The sequence below is a fragment of the Roseibium sp. HPY-6 genome, from assembly GCF_040530035.1.
Lineage (GTDB): Bacteria > Pseudomonadota > Alphaproteobacteria > Rhizobiales > Stappiaceae > Roseibium.
On the sequence record NZ_JBEWCD010000002.1, the window covers coordinates 3,111,335 to 3,129,763 of the forward strand.

Consider the following 18,429-nt stretch of genomic DNA (forward strand, 5'->3'; position numbering starts at 1 on the left):
GGACGCCTTGAAATCATTAGTGTTCCGCCAGGCAAATGAAAAAATGAGGCGAAAGGCCTCCTGGAGGTTCAGATGGTTCAGGCAATCCGCGTCCATGAAACGGGCGGCCCCAGCGTTATGCGTTGGGAACAGATCGAAGTCGGCGAACCCGGGCCCGGCGAAGCTCGGATCCGACACACTGCGATCGGTTTGAATTTCATCGATACGTATTTTCGCTCGGGCCTATATCCTGCGCCCGCCGGCACGCCGTTTTCTCCCGGTAATGAAGGCGCAGGGATCGTTCTGTCCGTTGGGGAAGGCGTGACGCATGTCGGGCCGGGCGATCGTGTTGCCTATGTCGGCGCCATTGGCGCTTACGCGCAGGAGCGGGTCATTTCAGCCGACAGTCTCGTCGCACTGCCGGATGGAATCGACGACAGGACCGCAGCCGGCATGATGCTCAAGGGCATGACGGCCCAGTATCTGCTTCGGCAAACCTATTCAGTCGGGCCGGACACAACCCTGCTGTTTCACGCAGCAGCTGGCGGTGTCGGTCTTATCGCCGGCCAGTGGGCCGCTCATCTAGGTGCAACCGTCATCGGAACCGCAGGATCGCAGGAAAAAATCGAGCTGGCAAAGGCTCACGGCTTCCAGCACATGATCAACTACCGGACGGAGAATTTCGTAGATCGCGTCAAGGAGATCACCGACGGCGGCGGATGCGACGTTGTTTATGACTCCGTCGGCAAGGACACTTATCCCGGATCGCTTGATTGCCTGAAACCACGCGGCTTGTGGGTCAGCTTCGGCCAGTCTTCGGGGGTGATCAGCGACTTCAATCTGGGTCTGCTCGCGCAGAAGGGTTCGCTTTTTGCGACCAGACCGACGCTGTTCAATTACATCGCGACCCGTGACGCTCTTGAAAGTACCGCAGCGGAACTGTTTGATGTCGTTGAAAAAGGGATCGTCAAGGTAAAGGTAAACCAGGAATACAGGCTGGCAGACGCGATCCAGGCGCACGAAGATCTTGAAGGCAGAAAGACCACAGGCACCACAGTCTTGATCCCATAGGCGCTGGAATGGGTAGTCTATCCGGCCGGGCACAGGATTTGTCGCGTAATCTCTACAGCCCCGCGATGCGTTACTTTCTCGCGGCCGCGGAAGCCGGCTCTATCCGGGCGGCTTCGCGGGAACTCAACGTTGCCTCGTCCGCAGTCAACCGCCAGATCCTGTGGCTGGAGGAATCCCTCGGGCTGCAGCTTTTCGAACGTGTCGGGCGCCGCATCAGACTGTCACAGGCCGGTGAGCTTCTCCTCGCACATGTCCGTCGCACATTTTCAGACTTTGAGGGAACCGTCGCGGAGCTCGATGCCTTACGTGGATTGCGGCGCGGATCAGTCTCGATCGCAAGCGTTGAAAGCGTGTCTGAAAAACTGCTGCCGGCGGTGATCACCAGTTTCCGCAAGCAGTATCCGGGCATTCACGTGAGTGTTTCCGTCTCGTCGTCGCAGGAAGCTGCGAGAAAAGTTGAAACGGCGGAAGCAGATGTCGGTTTTACATTTGATCCGCCGGAAAATTCCGCTCTTACCGTGGCTTTTCAGCACAACTTGGTCATCGGTGCGCTGATGACACCAGGACACCCGCTTGCAGGCGAAAAGAACCTCGGCCTTCAGGACTGCCTGAAATATCCGGTCGCTCTTCCCGCCGAAGGGCTTTCTCTGCGCACTCGTCTGGATCTTGTCCGAAGCAGAATACCGGGAGCCTCGAGAACCTATGTGGAAGCCAACTCTCTTCGGTTGATGCGCGCTCTGGCACGCGAGGAAGACGTGATCGGATTCCAGACGCTGATCGGTTGCGAGGATGATCTTGCCTCCGGCGGGCTCGTTTTCAAACCGCTGACCGACGCGCCACTTCAAGCGGACCGTTTGTGTGTGATAACGTCATCATTGCGCGCGCTTGCACTTGCGCCTGGAATGTTTTTTGATCACGCAGTGCTCGCCTTGAAGGACCAACTGACGACAATTGATGCCAATTCGGCATCATAAAGGTCTCAAATGAGCGCTTTGGTTCCTCGTTTTTTTAAGGCACATTTTATGACAGTTTTGCGGAGGTTTGCCGCAAGAGGGAGAAAGTCAATGGGGCGTTTGACAACGCACGTTTTGGATACAGCCTTGGGCAAACCCGCCAGAGGATTGAAAATCGATCTCTGGCACAGGGGTGACGCACCAGTGCTTCTCTCATCTCACGTTACCAACGCCGATGGTCGTGTCGATGCCCCGATCCTTGAAGGCGACCGTTTCGAAATCGGGGAATTCGAATTGCAGTTTCACGCCGGCGACTACTTGAAAGATACCGGACAAGATCTCCCGAAGCCCCTGTTTCTGGATGTAATTCCAATTCGCTTCGGTATCGCGGAGCCGGACGGGCACTACCATGTTCCGCTTTTGCTTTCGCCGTTCGGCTACTCGACCTACAGGGGAAGCTGAACAATGCGGGACACCATTCGTTTCCTCAAGGGCGGCGAAATTATCGAACTTGAAAATGTCGGCCCCACCGAAACCCTACTGGATTACCTGCGTCTTCGCAGGCGAGAAACAGGAACCAAGGAAGGATGCGGTGAGGGCGACTGTGGTGCCTGCACGATAGCGCTTGGGCGCCTTGTTCACGGACAATTGGTTTATCAGCCGGTCAACAGCTGCATCCTGCTTCTTGGAATGATCGACGGAGCGGAGATCGTCACGGTTGAGGATCTTGTGCAGGACGAACGTCTTCACCCCGTTCAAAAAGCCATGGTGGACTTGCACGGGTCGCAATGCGGCTTTTGCACACCCGGTTTCATCATGACGCTCTTTACGCTCTATCATGCTGCCGACGCTGACAAGACACACAAGAACGTCACAGAGTGGCTTGCCGGAAATCTCTGCCGTTGCACGGGCTACCGGCCGATCGTGGACGCGGCGCTTGAGGTTTGCTTTGACGCCACGGATGATGCCTTTTCCTGGCGGGCAAACGAAACGCGCGAGACACTCCAGATGCTCGCCGACAGCCGGGACATCTTCATCGGAGACGCCACGAGCTTCTTTTCGGCACCGTCTACACTGGACGGCCTGGCCGCCCTTTATGGGCAGCATCCGGATGCAACGCTCATTGCGGGCGGCACCGACGTCGGTCTTTGGATAACCAAACATCTGCGCGAATTGCCGAAAATGATCTGGCTTGGCCGCATCGAGGGTCTGGACAGGGTCGAGGACAGCCCGTCCGGCGTCCTTATCGGTGCGATCGCGACCTACGCTGCGACTGAAAAAGCGGTTACCGGCATTTCGGAAGATCTGGGCGAGCTCTGGAAAAGGATCGGCTCCAAGCAGGTGCGCGCCTCGGGAACGGTTGGCGGCAACATTGCCAATGGTTCACCGATCGGCGATACGCCGCCAGCCCTGATCGCCCTGGGAGCGACGCTTGAACTGCAATCGCTTGAAGGCTCCCGTGCGCTTGCCCTTGAGGATTTTTTCATCGAATACGGCAGGCAGGACCGCAACGAAGGTGAATTCGTGACAGGCCTGTTTGTGCCGCGCTTGTCCAGCAACCAGGCATTCCGCTGCTACAAGATTTCCAAACGGTTCGATCAGGACATTTCTTCTGTCATGGGCGCGTTCCGCTTCACGATCGAAGACGGCACCATCGTCGCCTCCCGGATCGCGTTTGGCGGCATGGCAGGAACGCCGACCCGCGCGCCCAATGCCGAGCGGGCCCTGACCGGCGCTGTTCTTGAAGACCCCTCCAGCTGGGGTGCCTCCATGCAGGCGCTGCTCAACGACTTCGAACCTCTGACGGATATGCGTGCCAGCGCTGACTACAGGATGGAGACAGCGAGAGCCTTGCTCGCAAAGGCGCTGATGGAAGTCAGCGGAACGGCTCCCGGTGACATCAGGATTTCGGCAAGACGGGGAGCGGACAATGACCGAGCCGCTTGATCGGGAAAATGTTTCGGCACCGCTTAAGCACGTTCGCAAGGCGTTGCCGCATGACAGTGCGGCAAAACATGTTTCCGGCACCGCGACCTATATTGACGATATCGTAGAACCGGTTGGAACACTCCATATTGCACCCGGTTGGACAAGACATGCGGTGCGTGGCCGGCTTTCGTCAATTGACCTCACGGATGTACGGGCAACACCCGGTGTTGTGGCAGTTCTCACCGCCGCCGATATCAGCGGAATAAACGATTGTTCCTCCGCCTTTGGCGATGACCCGGTGCTGGCAGAGGAAGAAATTCTCTTTTTCGGGCAGGTTGTTTTTGCCGTCGTCGCCGAGACCCGGGATATTGCCCGCAAGGCAACGCTCAAGGCGAGGATCGATGTTGCACCGATCACGCCCATCCTGACACCCGATGACGCGGTGGCCGCCGACACGACTGTGTTGCCTGATTACCAGTTCAGGCGAGGCTCTCCTGAAACGGGTCTCCAGGCCTCCGAAACCGTCTTGTCCGGTTCCATGACGATCGGCGGACAGGAGCATTTCTACCTCGAAGGACAGGTCGCGATGGCCGTGCCGCAGGAAGACGGCGGAATGCTGGTCTACTCCTCAACACAGCACCCGACCGAAGTGCAGCACACGGTCGCAAAAGTGCTCGGTGTCAGCGATGCCCTGGTTACCGCGGAAGTCCGCCGGATGGGCGGCGGGTTCGGCGGCAAAGAATCCCAGGCCAACCAGTGGGCGGCACTTGCCGCAATCGCATGCCAGAAAACCGGCCGGTGCTGTAAGCTGCGTCTTGATCGGGACGACGACATGATCATGACTGGCAAACGTCATGATTTTAAGGTCAACTGGAAAGTCGGCCATGACGTATCTGGCCGCATTCGTGCGGTCGATATGGAGTTCCTGGCGCGCTGCGGATATTCGGCTGACCTGTCACTCGGCGTGAACGACCGCACAATGTTCCATGCCGATTCCAGCTACTTCTATCCGGATGCCTCCATCCGTTCTCGACGGCTCCGCACGGACACCTGCTCGAATACCGCCTTTCGTGGGTTCGGCGGACCGCAAGGCATGCTGGCCGCAGAGCGGATGATCGACGCGATCGCCATTCGTCTGGGCAAGGATCCCCTGGATATTCGCAAACTGAATTTCTATGACGGCGAGCGGAATATGACGCCCTATGGCATGCCCGTCGAAGAATTCGACGTCATGCATGACCTGATTTCGAAACTCGAGCGGGAGAGCAACTACTGGACGCGCCGTGAGGAGATAACGGCCTTTAACGATGCCAATGCGGTCCTGAAGAAAGGACTTGCACTGACGCCGGTCAAGTTCGGCATTTCCTTTACGTTGAAGCATCTGAACCAGGCAGGCGCCCTGGTCCATCTTTACACTGACGGGTCGGTTCATCTGAACCATGGCGGAACGGAAATGGGGCAGGGGCTCTATCAGAAGGTCGCCCAAGTCGTCGCTGAGGAATTCGGCGTGACGATGGACAAAGTCATTATTACCGCAACGAACACGTCGAAGGTTCCCAATACCGGCCCGACCGCTGCGTCTTCCGGGACGGACCTCAATGCCATGGCTGCCAAACGCGCGGCGCAGGAGATCAAAGCACGTCTTGTTGAATTCCTGTGCGAGCAGCACCAGTGCGGCGCCGACGTCATTCACTTCGGTGACAACAAGGTTCTGATCGGCGAAAAGAACTACCCGCTCTCCGAGATTGCGAAACAGGCCTATGTGGGCCGCATACAGATGTCGCACGCCGGATATTTCGCCACGCCCGGGATCACATGGGATCGCGAAACCGTGTCGGGGCGGCCGTTCTACTATTTCGCTTTTGGGGGCGCGTGCTCAGAAGTCACGATCGACACAATGACGGGAGAAATGCTGGTCGACCGTGTCGATATTCTCCACGACGTCGGGCATTCCTTGAACCCGGCAATCGATCTTGGACAGATCGAGGGTGGATTCGTCCAGGGTATGGGCTGGCTGACGACAGAAGAGCTGGTCTGGGACGACGAGGGGCGGCTGCGCACTCATGCGCCCTCGACCTACAAAATCCCGACTGCATCCGATATCCCGGCCGATTTCACCGTCCAGCTGTATGAAGGCAGAGGCAATCCTCAGGACACCATCTATCGTTCAAAGGCCGTTGGAGAGCCACCAGTCATGCTGGCCAATTCCGTCTTCTGCGCGATTGTCGATGCCGTTGCCAGTATCGCACCGGGAGAAGTACCGGACCTTGATGCTCCCGCGACACCTGAGGCGATCATGAAAGCAGTTCAGGACATGCGCCGAAGAAAGGTGCACGCATGAGGGTCTGGGGACACATCACCAACTGTTTGAAAACGGATGGTTCGTGCGCCCTCGTCACGATTTCACGGGTCGACGGCTCGACTCCTCGCGAAGCCGGCGCCCGAATGGTCGTCCGTCCGGACGCCGCGTTTTACGGCACAATCGGCGGCGGTACTCTCGAGTTTGAAGTCATCCGGATGGCCGCGGAGGCGGTGCGCGAAGAGCGGGAAAGTTTCGTTCTTAATACTGTTTCACTCGGGCCTGATCTCGGTCAGTGCTGTGGTGGCCGCGCATCGGTCTCAATCGAGGTCCTCACCCGGAATTCGCTGGAGACCGCAATGCAGCTTGCCGAGGCCGAGGTGAGCCTATCTTCGTTTGGCACATGTGCGGAGCTTTCGGGTGGGTCCTTGGGTCCACGGCGTCTCCTGGAAACCGCACCTGACAGCCCCTTCGCCATTTCGGAAGACAAGACCGGGACGGCAACTCTTTACGAGCTTTTTGGCAACGAAACGCGCCATCTCATGCTCTTTGGTGCGGGGCATGTGGGAAAGGCCCTCGTGCTTGCGCTTGCGCCGCTGCCCTTTGAAATCACGTGGGTAGACAGCAGGCCAGTTCAGTTCCCCGGACCGGTACCTTCAAATGTCACGAAAGTCTGTGTCGACAATCCTGCCGCAATGCTGGATGAAGCACCGGAAGGAGCATTTGTCGTTGCGATGACGCACTCGCACGCGCTCGATGAAGAGATAATGGCACGCGCCTTGCTGAAACAAACCTTCGGATATTGCGGAGTGATCGGATCGAAAACCAAGAGGGCACGGTTTTTGAAACGTTTGAACGCAAGAGGAATAGACAACGCCTTGTTATCGCACATGATCTGCCCCATCGGGGCTTCAACCGTCAAATCAAAGCATCCGGCGGCGATCGCGGCAGGCATCGCGGTGGAACTGCTGGCGCATGACGAGGCACTGCATAGACAGTCGTCTGCGGATCCGGGGCTTGCACAAAAGATAACACATGGTCAATAAGGCGGCATTCGCTTGGGGGACAGCGTGGCAGAGACAACTCTTCCAGAGGTAAACGAAACTGTGCAGCAGCAGGACAGATCCGGAAAGGAAACCTTGCTGGACGCAAAGGGGCTGACCAAACGGTTTGGCGACATTTTGGCCAACGATAATGTCGACCTCGTCATCAATCGGGGTGAAATTCACGCGCTACTGGGAGAAAACGGCGCTGGAAAGTCGACTCTTGTCAAAATGTTCTACGGCTCACTGGAGCCGGATGCCGGTGAAATCTTCTGGCAGGGCCAAAAGGTTTCCATCGGAAACCCTGCGACGGCTAGAGAACTTGGCATCGGAATGGTGTTTCAGCACTTTTCCCTGTTCGAAGCGCTCAATGTTGTCGAAAACATCGCGCTTGCCCTGCCAAATCCTGGAAAGATGTCGGATCTTGCGAAGCGGATTGAAACGGTTTCGCGTGACTACGGATTGCCTCTGAACCCGGACGATATCGTCGCCGACCTGCCCGTCGGGATACGTCAACGCATCGAGATTGTGCGGTGTCTCCTTCAAGAGCCGCAGCTGATCATCATGGACGAGCCGACGTCGGTTCTCACGCCGCAGGAAGCCGATCAGCTGTTTCTGACACTTCAGCGTCTCGCATCGGAAGGTTGTGCCGTTCTTTACATCAGCCACAGACTGGAAGAAGTGAAACGGATCTGTCATCACGCGACAATCCTTAGGCACGGAGAGGTGGTGCGCGAATGTGATCCAACGCTCGAAACGGCGGCCTCTCTGGCCAGCATGATGGTCGGCGCGGACGTTGCCTCGGTGAGTGCAGGAGACACAAAGCCAGACATAGGTGAAACCCGGCTCGCGCTGCAGGGACTGTCCGCCTCGGCTGCAACGCCGTTCGCCACCGCGCTGAATGGCATTACGCTGGAACTGAAGGCCGGTGAAGTGGTCGCCATCGCGGGTGTTGCCGGAAACGGACAGGGAGAGCTTTTCGATGCGATCTCAGGCGAGATGCCTGTGGCACCGCAGATGGTGCAACTCGACGGAAAACCCTGTGGCTCGCGGAACATAACATGGCGGCGCAAGCAAAATGCCGCCTTTGTGCCCGAAGAACGGCTTGGGCACGGCGCGGTACCCGGCATGAAACTGTCCGATAACATCGTTCTGACGCGTCATGGTACCGGCGACAAGCTGGTGGGTGGCGGTTTTGTTTCGAACGCCGAGGCAGGTGCCCTTGAGAAGCGTATCAAGCAGGCCTTCGATGTTCGCATGTCTCACGACGATCCCGAAGCTAGGTCACTTTCGGGCGGAAATCTCCAGAAGTTTGTCGTTGGCCGCGAGCTCGACCGGAAACCAGGCGTCCTCGTTGTCAACCAGCCGACCTGGGGTGTGGACGCGGGCGCTGCCGCTCTGATCCGGCAGGCGCTTATCGATCTTGCGAGATCCGGCTCGGCTGTCCTGGTGATTAGCCAGGACCTCGATGAGATCTTTGAAATCGCGGACCGGATTGCCGTTATTTCGCGTGGTTACCTCTCGGACGCCGAACCTGCAACAGAGATGACACGCGAGCGCGTTGGTCTCCTGATGGCCGGTGGTGCGGAAGCGCAAGGGGAGGTGGCCTGATGCGCGTCGAACTCGTCAAAAGGAAAGAACACAGTCAGGCAATGGCGCTGCTGTCACCCGTGATCGCCGTTGCCCTGACCGCACTGTCTGCTGCAGTCATTTTCTCAATAACAGGTCATAACCCGTTTGTTGGATTGTATAAATTCTTCATTGAGCCGTTGACACAGCAGTGGTCCCTGGAAGCAACGATCGACAAGGCCACGCCGCTTATTCTGATTGGATGCGGTCTTGCCGTTTGCTACCTGTCGAACAACTGGAACATTGGCGCAGAGGGCCAGTTTGTGGTTGGCGCGCTGTTCGGTTCCGCGTTGCCTGTGCTTTATCCGGATTTCGAAAATGTCGCCACATTGCCGCTTATGCTTTTGTTCGGTGCCCTCGGCGGCGCGCTATGGGCTCTAATTCCAGCCCTCTTGAAGACCCGGTTCAACACCAACGAAATTCTCACCAGCCTTATGCTGGTTTATGTCGCCGGTCTCCTTCTGGACTATCTGGTGCGAGGACCCTGGCGTGACCCGGACGGCTACAATTTCCCCGAAACGCGGATTTTTTCCGATGCTGCGACGCTGCCGGAAGTCTTTGGCGGGACGATGAGCCTTTCCGCTCCCATAACGATCATAGTCGCTGTCATTCTGGCCATAGTCCTGGCAAAGACGTTGAAGGGTTTTGAGATCAGGGTCATGGGCGAAAGTCCCCGAGCCGGAAGTTTTGCCGGATTTTCCTCCAAGAGGCTGACGCTGTTTTCTTTTGCTCTGGCCGGTGGGCTCGCGGGTCTGGCCGGGACAATGGAAGTCTCGGGCGCCTTGAACCAGCTTCTGCCGTCCATTTCGCCGGGCTATGGCTTCACGGCCATCATCGTTGCCTTTCTGGGCCGCCTTAACCCGATCGGCATCATCATCGCCGGTTTCGTTCTGGCGCTATCCTATATCGGCGGTGAAGGCGTGCAGTCCGCGATGGGCGTTTCGAATGAGATCGCGAGCGTCATTCAGGGTCTGCTTTTGTTTTTCGTCCTCGCATGCGACACGCTGATCCTCTACCGGATCCGCTTCACGTCGCGGCGCATTGGAGACGGGGAGGCCTCCCATGTTTGAAGCCGTTTTGCTGACCGTCATCACAGCCGCCACCCCTCTGCTTATTGCAGCCGTCGGCGAGCTTGTTGTCGAACGGTCCGGCGTCTTGAATCTTGGCGTCGAGGGTATGATGATCATGGGGGCTGTTATCGGCTTCGCCGTCGCCAACCAGACAGGTTCGGGTTCGCTCGGCGTCATCGCCGCAATTACCGCAGGCATGGCGATGTCGGCGCTCTTTGGCGTGCTGGTTCTCTTCCTCGTCGCCAATCAGGTCGCGACCGGTCTTGCCCTGACGATCCTGGGAATCGGTCTGTCAGGCATGATCGGGGAGGCATTTATCGGCGTTCCTGGCCTCGACCTTCCGCAGCTCTATATTCCCGTTCTGTCGGAAATACCCTTTTTCGGACCCGTTTTCTTCCAGCAGGATGCACTGGTGTACGTGAGTTTTGCGCTCGTTGCCTTTGTTGCTTATGGCCTCTTCAGAACCCGGGTTGGCCTCGTGCTCCGGGCCGTCGGCGACAATCACGGTTCTGCGCATGCTCTTGGATATTCGGTCGTGAAAGTCCGGTTCCTGGCAATCCTCTTTGGCGGAGCCTGCGCCGGGCTCGCGGGCGCTTACCTTTCGCTTGCCTACACGCCGCAATGGGTTGAAAACATGACAGCAGGACGTGGCTGGATTGCGCTTGCGCTGGTTGTTTTCGCGTCCTGGCTGCCGCTTCGCGTTGTTATCGGAGCTTACCTTTTCGGAGCGGTCAGCGTCCTGAATCTGCATGCGCAAGCATTGGAGTTCGATATTCCATCGCAACTCCTGTCCAGCTTGCCGTATATCGCGACAATCGCAGTGCTTGTTCTGATTTCCGCCAATCGCAGGCTGACGCTGGTCAACACACCTGCATGTCTTGGGAAACCATTTGTGCCGGACCGATAGAGGACGGCAGGGAACCCGGCTCGTGTTTGAATGCGATCAAGACGCGGGCCAAATACGCGATCGCAAACTAGAGAGATTAAACAAGAGGGGAATGACCAAATGAAATCTCTTTTGAAAACCACCGTTGCAGCCGTGGCATTCGCTGCCCTCGGTTCCGCAGCGCAGGCAGCCGACGTCAAGGCCTGCTTCGTCTATGTCGGCCCCGTTGGGGACTTTGGCTGGACCTACCAGCATGATCAGGGCCGTCTGGCCGTTGAAGAAAAATTCGGTGACAAGGTCGAGACCGCCTATCTTGAAAGCGTACCCGAAGGCCCGGACGCGGAACGCGCTATCGAGCGTTTTGCCCGGGAAGGCTGCAACATCATTTTCACCACGTCTTTCGGCTACATGAACCCGACCATCAAGGTCGCGAAGAAATTCCCGGACGTGAAATTCGAGCACGCAACCGGCTACAAGACCGCCGACAACGTCGCCACCTATAACTCCAAGTTCCACCAGGGCCGCTACATCATCGGCCAGATTGCCGCAAAGCAGTCCAAGACCGGAACCGCCGGCTACATTGCATCCTTCCCGATCCCCGAAGTGGTCTCCGGCATCAATGCATTCCTGCTCGGTGCCCAGAGCGTTAATCCGGACTTCAAGGTCAAGGTCGTTTGGGTCAACACCTGGTTCGATCCGGGCAAGGAAGCCGATGCTGCCAAGGCCCTGATCGACCAGGGCGCTGACATCATCACGCAGCACACCGATTCCACGGCACCGCTTCAGGTCGCCCAGGAGCGTGGTGTTCATGGCTTCGGCCAGGCGTCCGATATGATCAACTTCGCCAAGGATGCTCAGTACACTGCCATCATTGACGATTGGGCGCCGTACTACATCGAGCGTGTGCAAGAAGTCCTGGACGGCAACTGGCACACTCACAGTTCCTGGGAAGGTCTGGCAGAAGGCCACGTCGTCATGGCGCCTTACACCAACCTTCCGGCTGACGTCGTTGAAATGGCACAGGCGACAGAAGCCAAGATCAAGGATGGCTGGGAACCGTTTACGGGCCCGATCACCAAACAGGACGGCACGGTTGCTGCTGAAGATGGGGTCCGTCTCGATGACGGCGCAATTCTCGGTATGAACTGGTACGTGCAGGGTGTCGACGACAAGCTGCCGGAATAAGTTTCGCGCTGCATCGGACCGGGAGGATGCTTCCGGTCCGGAAGGCACAGAAAAATCGATCGCAATTGCCGCGCCGGAAAACGGTGCGGCAATTTCCGCCGTCAGGTCAGCTTGCTGACTTTGTGTATTGCGTCACCGCGCTTAAAGAGATCCGGCAAGAGATCCATTCCAAGACCAGCCCTATCAGGCACGCTAATCATGCCGTTTTCGATGGGCGGGAGCTGATCGACGAGGTCCTGGTACCAGTTGTAGTAAAAGCCACGTGCGATTTCCTGTTCGCGGACATTGCGCAGGCTGAGCGCCAAATGTGTGGAGGCTGCAAGGGTTACAGGCCCCGAACAGTCATGAAAAGCAATCGGCCTTGAACTTGCTTCAGCAAGCGCCGCGACTTTCCGGGCCGCGGTGACGCCGCCCGCCCAGGTGACGTCCACGATCGGCGTTGAAATGTTTCCTTCGTCGATCAGAGCTTTGAACTGGCCCAGACTGGCGAGTGTTTCGCCGCCGGCGAGCGGTGCTGACGTTGAGCGCGCAAGCTCAGCGATCTCATGGGTCCTGTCCATCCACACGGGGTCCTCAATCCAGTCCATCTCAAGCGGTTCGAGCGCACTTGCAATCATCTTTGCCGCGTTCAGGCTCCACAATCCGTGCAACTCGGCTTTAAGGCGCATCTTGTCGCCATGCGCCTTCCGGATCCTCTCAAATGGTTCCATCCCCTTCTTCAGATCCGCAGGGGAAATATCGACACCATCTGCGGCTCCGGAGGCCAGGTCGAGTGGCCAGATCTTCATCGAGAAGATACCCATTTCCATCAGGGAAGAGGCGAGATCTTCAGGATGGTTCAAAAAGGCATTGAGGTCGTCGTAGAGATCGACTGTTTCTTGCGCGCCGTCCGTGCCGAAATTGTCCGGACGGACTGCGGACGTTTTTGACACGTAGTTCGGTCCTGCGCAGGTATTGTAGACCTGAATTGCGTCCCGTGTTCTCCCACCGAGCAAATCGCACAGCGGTACACCTGCGGTCTTTGCGGCCAGATCCCAAAGGGCGACGTCGACGGCAGCGAGGGCCCGCACTTCCGCACCAGTCCCCGTGAAACCGACATAGGGTTGCATTTTCATGTTGAGCCACTCGATACGGCGCGCATCCTGCCCCAGAAGGATCGGCGCTATGCGGTCGTGAATATCTGCTTCGCTCGATCCAGTGCCGAAATAGGTTTCTCCGAGCCCGGTGATGCCCTCGGACGTGTGAATGCGCACCCAAAGAAGATTGGGATGCTCATGAAGACGCAATGTCTCAACTGCGACGATTTTCAATTGAAATATCCTGGTTGTCCAAGTTTCCGGATTGTGTGCAAAGCAGACGGCACCAAATAGGTTTTTAAAGGCTCACTGTCTCTGGACGCAAGCAGACGGCTCCTAAGGCGATCGAATGAGTTTCTGGTCTATGGCCGGAGACGAAGGCTTCAGAAGCGCTTGCATGTGCGAGGCCACCCAAACAAGATGTCGACACCTCCTATTGGAAGACGACTTATGATTGAACGACGAGACCTGATGTTTGGCGCTATCGCAGCCGGAGGAACGCTTCAGATTATGCAGACGGCCCATGCCTCGACGGACAGTTCTGACGGTGAACGCCGCAGTGTTGCAAAAGACGGTTTTGCTCTTGCGCTTGGCGGCGGTGCGGCCAAGGCGTTTGCCCATATCCCGATCCTGGAAGCGCTCGATGAGCTTGGCATTGCTCCTGACGAGATTGCCGGGACGTCTATGGGTTCGATTCTGGGCGGACTTTATGCCAGCGGAATGAGCGGCAAGGATATCCGGTCTTTCGCCGTGGAACTATTCACGCGGAAAACGCAACTCTTTCAGAAGCTTTTCCTGAAGGACGGCAAGACATGGTCGTCGCTTCTCAACATTGTTCGTCCTGCCATCATCGATCCGATTGTGCTGTTTGAAACCGTGCTGCCACCGGATCTTTCAGAGAATTTCCACGATTTGCGCATCCCGTTAAAGGTCGTCGCAACAGACTTTTATTCGCAGTCGCAGGTGGTGCTGGAGGAGGGGCCTCTTTTGCCGGCAATTGCCGCGTCATCAGCACTCCCGATGCTTCTGACGCCGGTTGAAATCAACGGACGGGTTTTGATCGACGGCGGCTTCGTCAATCCGACACCATTTGACATTTTCGTCGACCCGCGTGTTCGGACGGTCGGAATAGACGTCACAGGAAGTGATTTTTCCCACAAAAGCGGCCTGCCGAGCGGAATGGACACCTGGGTAGGATCTTTCTCCATTACGCTGCATTCGCTCGTAGCAGCCAAACTGCAATGTTCGCGGCCGGACCTCCTCATCGAGCCGCCCATCGGAAAATTCAAGGCGATGGATTTCTTCAAAATAGAGGAGATTCTGAGTGCCGCCGATCAGGCCAAGGATGTGTTCAAGGCAGAAATGACGACGCTATTGGAAGCCCAATAGCGTCAGAATGCAGGGCCCCTTCGGGAGAAAATGTCCTTCAATTCATCGGCCCGTGCTTTGGACCATCCTTCCGGCTCCACAACGGCGGCCCAGGCATCTATGTAATCCGGTGCAACGTAGTAATGTCCGAACCTGGGGACATCGAGCGCGAACATGGAATCGAGCGCCAACTGCAGCATGGTTACGACCGGAAACCACGAGAGTTCTTTTGAAACGTCCGGTGCGCGCGGCTGGTTGAGCCATGCCGGAGGGCGAACGGAACTGTCGAAGGTGAAATTGACGATCGGATCGCTGCCGTAGTTGAGGAACACCGACCGGAGCGGACCCCAGGGCGTGAAATCCCCGTCAAGCCCACCATACTGGTCCATCACGCGCACCAGAGAGCCGTTCCCGAAAGTCGGCCGCCAGGCGGGGCTGCCGGGATTTCGCTGGTCGCGCACCTCCGTCCAGTATCTTGAGAAGAACGGCGACCCGGCCCACATGGCTCCGTTGATCGGATCACCGAGCATGTCGAACAATGGCAGCGTTGCCTGGGAGTTGAAGGCACCCTGGCTGAGACCGTGAACATAGAATTCAGGTCTGCTGTCCTTGGGCAGTTCAGTCCAGTGATCATAGATCTTTTCGAAGAGTTCACGGGATTGAGCGACGCCGTAGTCCGGGTGTGCAAGCAGGGCAAGCACGCTGGTCAGGTAAGAGTATTGCACCGACACGGTTGCCACATCCCCGGAAAGCATGAAGTCGAGCGTGTCGTGGGCGCCGGGATCCATCCAACCCGTTCCAACCGGCACCATAACGATCAGAACGGAGCGTTCGAAGCCGCCGACCCGGATCAGTTCTTCAAGCGCAATTTGCGCCCTTTCTTCTGCGGTGTCCGCCGACCGCCTGCCGACATAGACCCGAACCGGCTCCATCACGGTCCCGCTCTGAAACGCGGAAATCTCTTCGACCGTTGGCGCCGAAGCAACAAAATGGCGGCCCCAGCGACCCATTTCGTGCCATTTGACCAGTGACGACGCGCTGCCGGTTTTCATCGGATCCTGCGGCTGAGCGATATCGGGCTCGATCAAGATGTCGGCAGCCTCGAAGGAAGCATCAGCCGCACGGAAGGCCGAACGCACCAGTGTTCCGTCGACAAGAGCCCAGAAAACCCAGCCGACAAGCGCTACCGACAGGACCACACCGACCTTTTGCGGCACAACCCGGTCCAACTGTCTTGCGACGAACCGGCGCACGACGCCCAATATCCTGAAGATGACCCAAAGGCTCAGGAACATGAGACCGCCGACTGCAAAGATGTAGAAAGGTGCTGCCGTATCGAGCGGAGGCAACCCCACCGCAGCACGAGTTGCGTTTTGCCAGGAAGCGGCCTTAGACAAAGAGTAGACGAGAATGCCGGTGCTCACAGCTAGGGCAACGGCCCACCAGATCCAAAGAAACCGTCCCTTGATGTCCGGGATCTCCATGTAGCGCCAGAGGCCGCGCACAAGCATTGCAATCTCGTAGCCCAGGCTTGCGGCAACCGCGGCAAGCGCAGCCTGGACCAACGGGTCGCGCGGCATGAGCGAAGGTGTCAGTGCAGCCCCGAAACAACTCACTGCCACAACAAGACTGGTTGCCGACAAACCGTTCCGGATAACCTGAACCAATGCCATGGCTTCACCTGCCTCAAGAATGAATTTCAGGCTGGAGATGCGACAGACCGAAGGTATTGGTGTCCGTCCGACCAGCAGCCCGCTTCTGGAACGAATTGAGCACGCACCGAAAACCCCCGCGTGCCAGATCAAATCAAATACACAAGTTCAAAGGCAGTTCAAGGACACTGGACAACCGGCTCGTCGTCAGTCAGTGCGCCTCGAAAAACAAAAAAGTCTACAGGCCTTGGCGAGCCCCATACCAAAAAAGTCAGAAGTGCATTCCAGCACGAGACAATTCCTCAGCAGGGAAAGCCGGACAGACACAATCGCCATCCGCCCGGCTGTTATGTGAGAAATTTACTGCGAGTTTTTGTTCCGTGCGCTTCTCACAGCTCTCACACACAAAAATCCGACCACGGCCGCACCAAACAATAGCGCCAGATGAAACGGCGTTCCGAGAAAATGACCAACGGTCTCCGTTACGCCGCTGATCTCGTGGTGATCGCCAGGATGCGCAAAGACGGGCGTCGAAACGGCTGTTACGGCTGCAGCAAGGCTAAGGTGTTTCATTTGGCGATATCTCCTGTGTTCAATCGGTCGGTCAGGACTGTGATCAGGTCTATGTCTGTGCGCTCAGTGAGAGACACATAGGTGAAAGTCATTGTTTCCCGTCCGGAAACCATTTCGCCCGGAAAAGGCATGTAGACGAGTTCTCGCGATGCAAATGCCGGCGACGCGGTTCCGATCTGCCAGTTGGAGACGATCTTCGCATCAACGAGATGTTGGATAAGACTGTCCGAGCCGGGCCGGTGGAATGGCACCCCGGCAAGCCTGAGATAGCTGGTCTTGTCGTCAGCTGCCCTGAACCCATCGATGAAACTTGTTGCAAGCGCCTGCAATTCATCTGCTTTTTCCGCCGGCGATGCCCCATGAACGTGCGAATGCAGGTGATCGGGGCTGGAATGGTTGTGATCATGCGGATGGAGGTGGTCATGATCATGGTGGTGGTGGTCGTGGTGATGATGATGTTTCATGGTTGTCACGCCACCTCCGGACCGGCTGGGATGGAAACCGGTTTGTCGATGATTGACTTGTGGGATCCCATCTTCCCGTGGGACACCAGCGTTCCAAGAACATCGACAATCACGCGTGTGGCGAGGAGGGCGGTTATGTCGGAACAGTCGTAAGGAGGCGACACTTCGACGACTTCAAGCCCACAGATGCCTTCCTTCGCAACGAGAGACACGAGTTCCAATGCTTCACGGGGCAGGAAGCCGCCCGGTTCCGGCCAACCCGTTCCCGGAACGAAGCCGCAATCGACACTGTCGATGTCGAACGAGATATAGACGGCGTCCGCATCTTTCCAGGCCAGTTCGAGGGCGCGCGCGGCGGTTTCCGCAAGACCGAGTTCTTCAACGTCACGCATGGTGAAGATGTTGGTGTTGCGCTCGCGCGCGACCTCGACCCCCTCGCGCGGCACCTGCCATCCGCCAATGCCGATCTGGACCAGATTGACGGCCGGAACATTGACCAGGTCCGTTGCATGGAACCAGGGCGTTGTGTGCATGCGCTCGTCCAGGTCTTTCTCCTGGATATCGATGTGGCGATCGAAATGGACGATGCCGATACGCTTTGACGTGCACTCCGCGATACCGCGAACGCAGGGAAACCCGATGGAATGATCGCCGCCGATCATGATCGGCAAGGCGCCTGAGGAGGCAACGTGGGACACCGCTCGGGTGATCTGGTCGAACGTCTTTTCAATGTTGGCGGGGATGGTGAAAATGTCCCCGACGTCGCATAGCGTCATCTGTTCACGCAGATCGACACCCATCTCGTAATTGTATGGTGTGTAAAGCGCTGAGATCTTGCGGACGCCCTGCGGGCCGAACCGGGTTCCCGGCCGATAGGTGGTGCCGCCGTCAAACGGTATTCCGATGATCGCCGCGTCATAAGCGCCAACCTGGGTCACATCCTCAATGTAAGGCGCTTTCAGGAACGTATTGATGCCGGCGTAGTGGGGCAATTCTCCGCGCGCAAACGTGGGAATGGACTTGTCGGTCAGGCTGTCAGACCCGGTCAGCCCCATGCGCAGCGCCCAGGCCTTTTCCTTTTCCCAGGCAGCGGTCGGCAAAGTGCCTTCTTTTTCCGCGGACTTCCAGCCGCGCAGCTGCAGCTTGTCGAAATCCGGGTGGTGATGCCGTTCTGCCGGTGACCGTGAAACGGTTCCGGCGGCGCGGTGCCGGGTTGCGGGACCGTATTGATCAAGAATACGCATGGGCGTTC

The 18,429-nt window shown here is 57.5% G+C and carries 16 protein-coding genes; 11 read left to right on the forward strand and 5 right to left on the reverse strand.

The window, feature by feature from the left end:
- Positions 1-72 precede the first annotated feature (72 nt).
- The 10 genes from ABVF61_RS25360 (at position 73) to ABVF61_RS25405 (ending at position 12,044) form a co-directional block, all read left to right on the forward strand.
- A complete protein-coding gene (locus ABVF61_RS25360; RefSeq protein ID WP_353996306.1) occupies positions 73-1,050 on the forward strand; it encodes a quinone oxidoreductase family protein in 978 nt (325 codons plus the stop codon).
- Positions 1,051-1,058: 8 nt separating this feature from the next.
- A complete protein-coding gene (locus ABVF61_RS25365; protein ID WP_353996307.1) occupies positions 1,059-2,024 on the forward strand; it encodes a LysR family transcriptional regulator in 966 nt (321 codons plus the stop codon).
- Positions 2,025-2,114: 90 nt separating this feature from the next.
- Complete coding sequence (gene uraH, locus ABVF61_RS25370) at positions 2,115-2,465, forward strand: hydroxyisourate hydrolase (RefSeq protein ID WP_353996308.1); 351 nt, start codon at positions 2,115-2,117, stop codon at positions 2,463-2,465.
- A 3-nt stretch (positions 2,466-2,468) separates the two neighbouring features.
- A complete protein-coding gene (gene xdhA, locus ABVF61_RS25375) occupies positions 2,469-3,950 on the forward strand; it encodes a xanthine dehydrogenase small subunit (protein ID WP_353996309.1) in 1,482 nt (493 codons plus the stop codon).
- The gene (gene xdhB, locus ABVF61_RS25380; RefSeq protein WP_353996310.1) at positions 3,934-6,273 is read left to right on the forward strand and encodes a xanthine dehydrogenase molybdopterin binding subunit; all 2,340 of its coding nucleotides are present in this window, start codon (positions 3,934-3,936) and stop codon (positions 6,271-6,273) included. The genes xdhA and xdhB overlap by 17 nt, the downstream gene beginning before the upstream one ends.
- Entirely contained in the window at positions 6,270-7,277 is a 1,008-nt protein-coding gene (gene xdhC / locus ABVF61_RS25385) for a xanthine dehydrogenase accessory protein XdhC (protein ID WP_353996311.1), read from the forward strand. Before xdhB ends, xdhC begins: the two co-directional genes overlap by 4 nt.
- 60 nt (positions 7,278-7,337) lie before the next feature.
- Positions 7,338-8,885 (forward strand): ABC transporter ATP-binding protein, encoded by a 1,548-nt coding sequence (locus ABVF61_RS25390; RefSeq protein ID WP_353996494.1) that lies wholly within the window; start codon positions 7,338-7,340, stop codon positions 8,883-8,885.
- Positions 8,885-9,973, forward strand: a complete 1,089-nt coding sequence (locus tag ABVF61_RS25395; protein WP_353996312.1) for an ABC transporter permease — start codon at positions 8,885-8,887, stop codon at positions 9,971-9,973. The genes ABVF61_RS25390 and ABVF61_RS25395 overlap by 1 nt, the downstream gene beginning before the upstream one ends.
- On the forward strand, positions 9,966-10,880 hold the full coding sequence (locus tag ABVF61_RS25400) for an ABC transporter permease (protein WP_353996313.1): 915 nt from the start codon (positions 9,966-9,968) through the stop codon (positions 10,878-10,880). Before ABVF61_RS25395 ends, ABVF61_RS25400 begins: the two co-directional genes overlap by 8 nt.
- Positions 10,881-10,979: 99 nt before the next feature.
- A complete protein-coding gene (locus ABVF61_RS25405; RefSeq protein WP_353996314.1) occupies positions 10,980-12,044 on the forward strand; it encodes a BMP family ABC transporter substrate-binding protein in 1,065 nt (354 codons plus the stop codon).
- Between the two features lie 101 nt (positions 12,045-12,145).
- Here ABVF61_RS25405 and ABVF61_RS25410 read toward each other — a convergent pair whose 3' ends face one another.
- Complete coding sequence (locus ABVF61_RS25410) at positions 12,146-13,354, reverse strand: mandelate racemase/muconate lactonizing enzyme family protein (protein ID WP_353996315.1); 1,209 nt, start codon at positions 13,352-13,354, stop codon at positions 12,146-12,148.
- 216 nt (positions 13,355-13,570) lie between these two features.
- Here ABVF61_RS25410 and ABVF61_RS25415 point away from each other — a divergent pair, with 216 nt between their 5' ends.
- The gene (locus ABVF61_RS25415; RefSeq protein WP_353996316.1) at positions 13,571-14,509 is read left to right on the forward strand and encodes a patatin-like phospholipase family protein; all 939 of its coding nucleotides are present in this window, start codon (positions 13,571-13,573) and stop codon (positions 14,507-14,509) included.
- 2 nt (positions 14,510-14,511) lie between these two features.
- On the opposite strand, the gene ABVF61_RS25420 is transcribed toward ABVF61_RS25415, so the two are convergent.
- The 4 genes from ABVF61_RS25420 to ABVF61_RS25435 form a co-directional block, all read right to left on the reverse strand.
- On the reverse strand, positions 14,512-16,161 hold the full coding sequence (locus ABVF61_RS25420; RefSeq protein ID WP_353996317.1) for an alpha/beta hydrolase: 1,650 nt from the start codon (positions 16,159-16,161) through the stop codon (positions 14,512-14,514).
- A 339-nt stretch (positions 16,162-16,500) separates the two neighbouring features.
- Positions 16,501-16,713 (reverse strand): hypothetical protein, encoded by a 213-nt coding sequence (locus ABVF61_RS25425; RefSeq protein ID WP_353996318.1) that lies wholly within the window; start codon positions 16,711-16,713, stop codon positions 16,501-16,503.
- A complete protein-coding gene (locus tag ABVF61_RS25430; RefSeq protein ID WP_353996495.1) occupies positions 16,710-17,177 on the reverse strand; it encodes a hypothetical protein in 468 nt (155 codons plus the stop codon). Before ABVF61_RS25430 ends, ABVF61_RS25425 begins: the two co-directional genes overlap by 4 nt.
- A gap of 5 nt (positions 17,178-17,182) precedes the next feature.
- Positions 17,183-18,421: an agmatinase family protein gene (locus tag ABVF61_RS25435; RefSeq protein ID WP_353996319.1), complete on the reverse strand. Its 1,239-nt coding sequence runs from the start codon at positions 18,419-18,421 to the stop codon at positions 17,183-17,185.
- Positions 18,422-18,429: the final 8 nt, after the last annotated feature.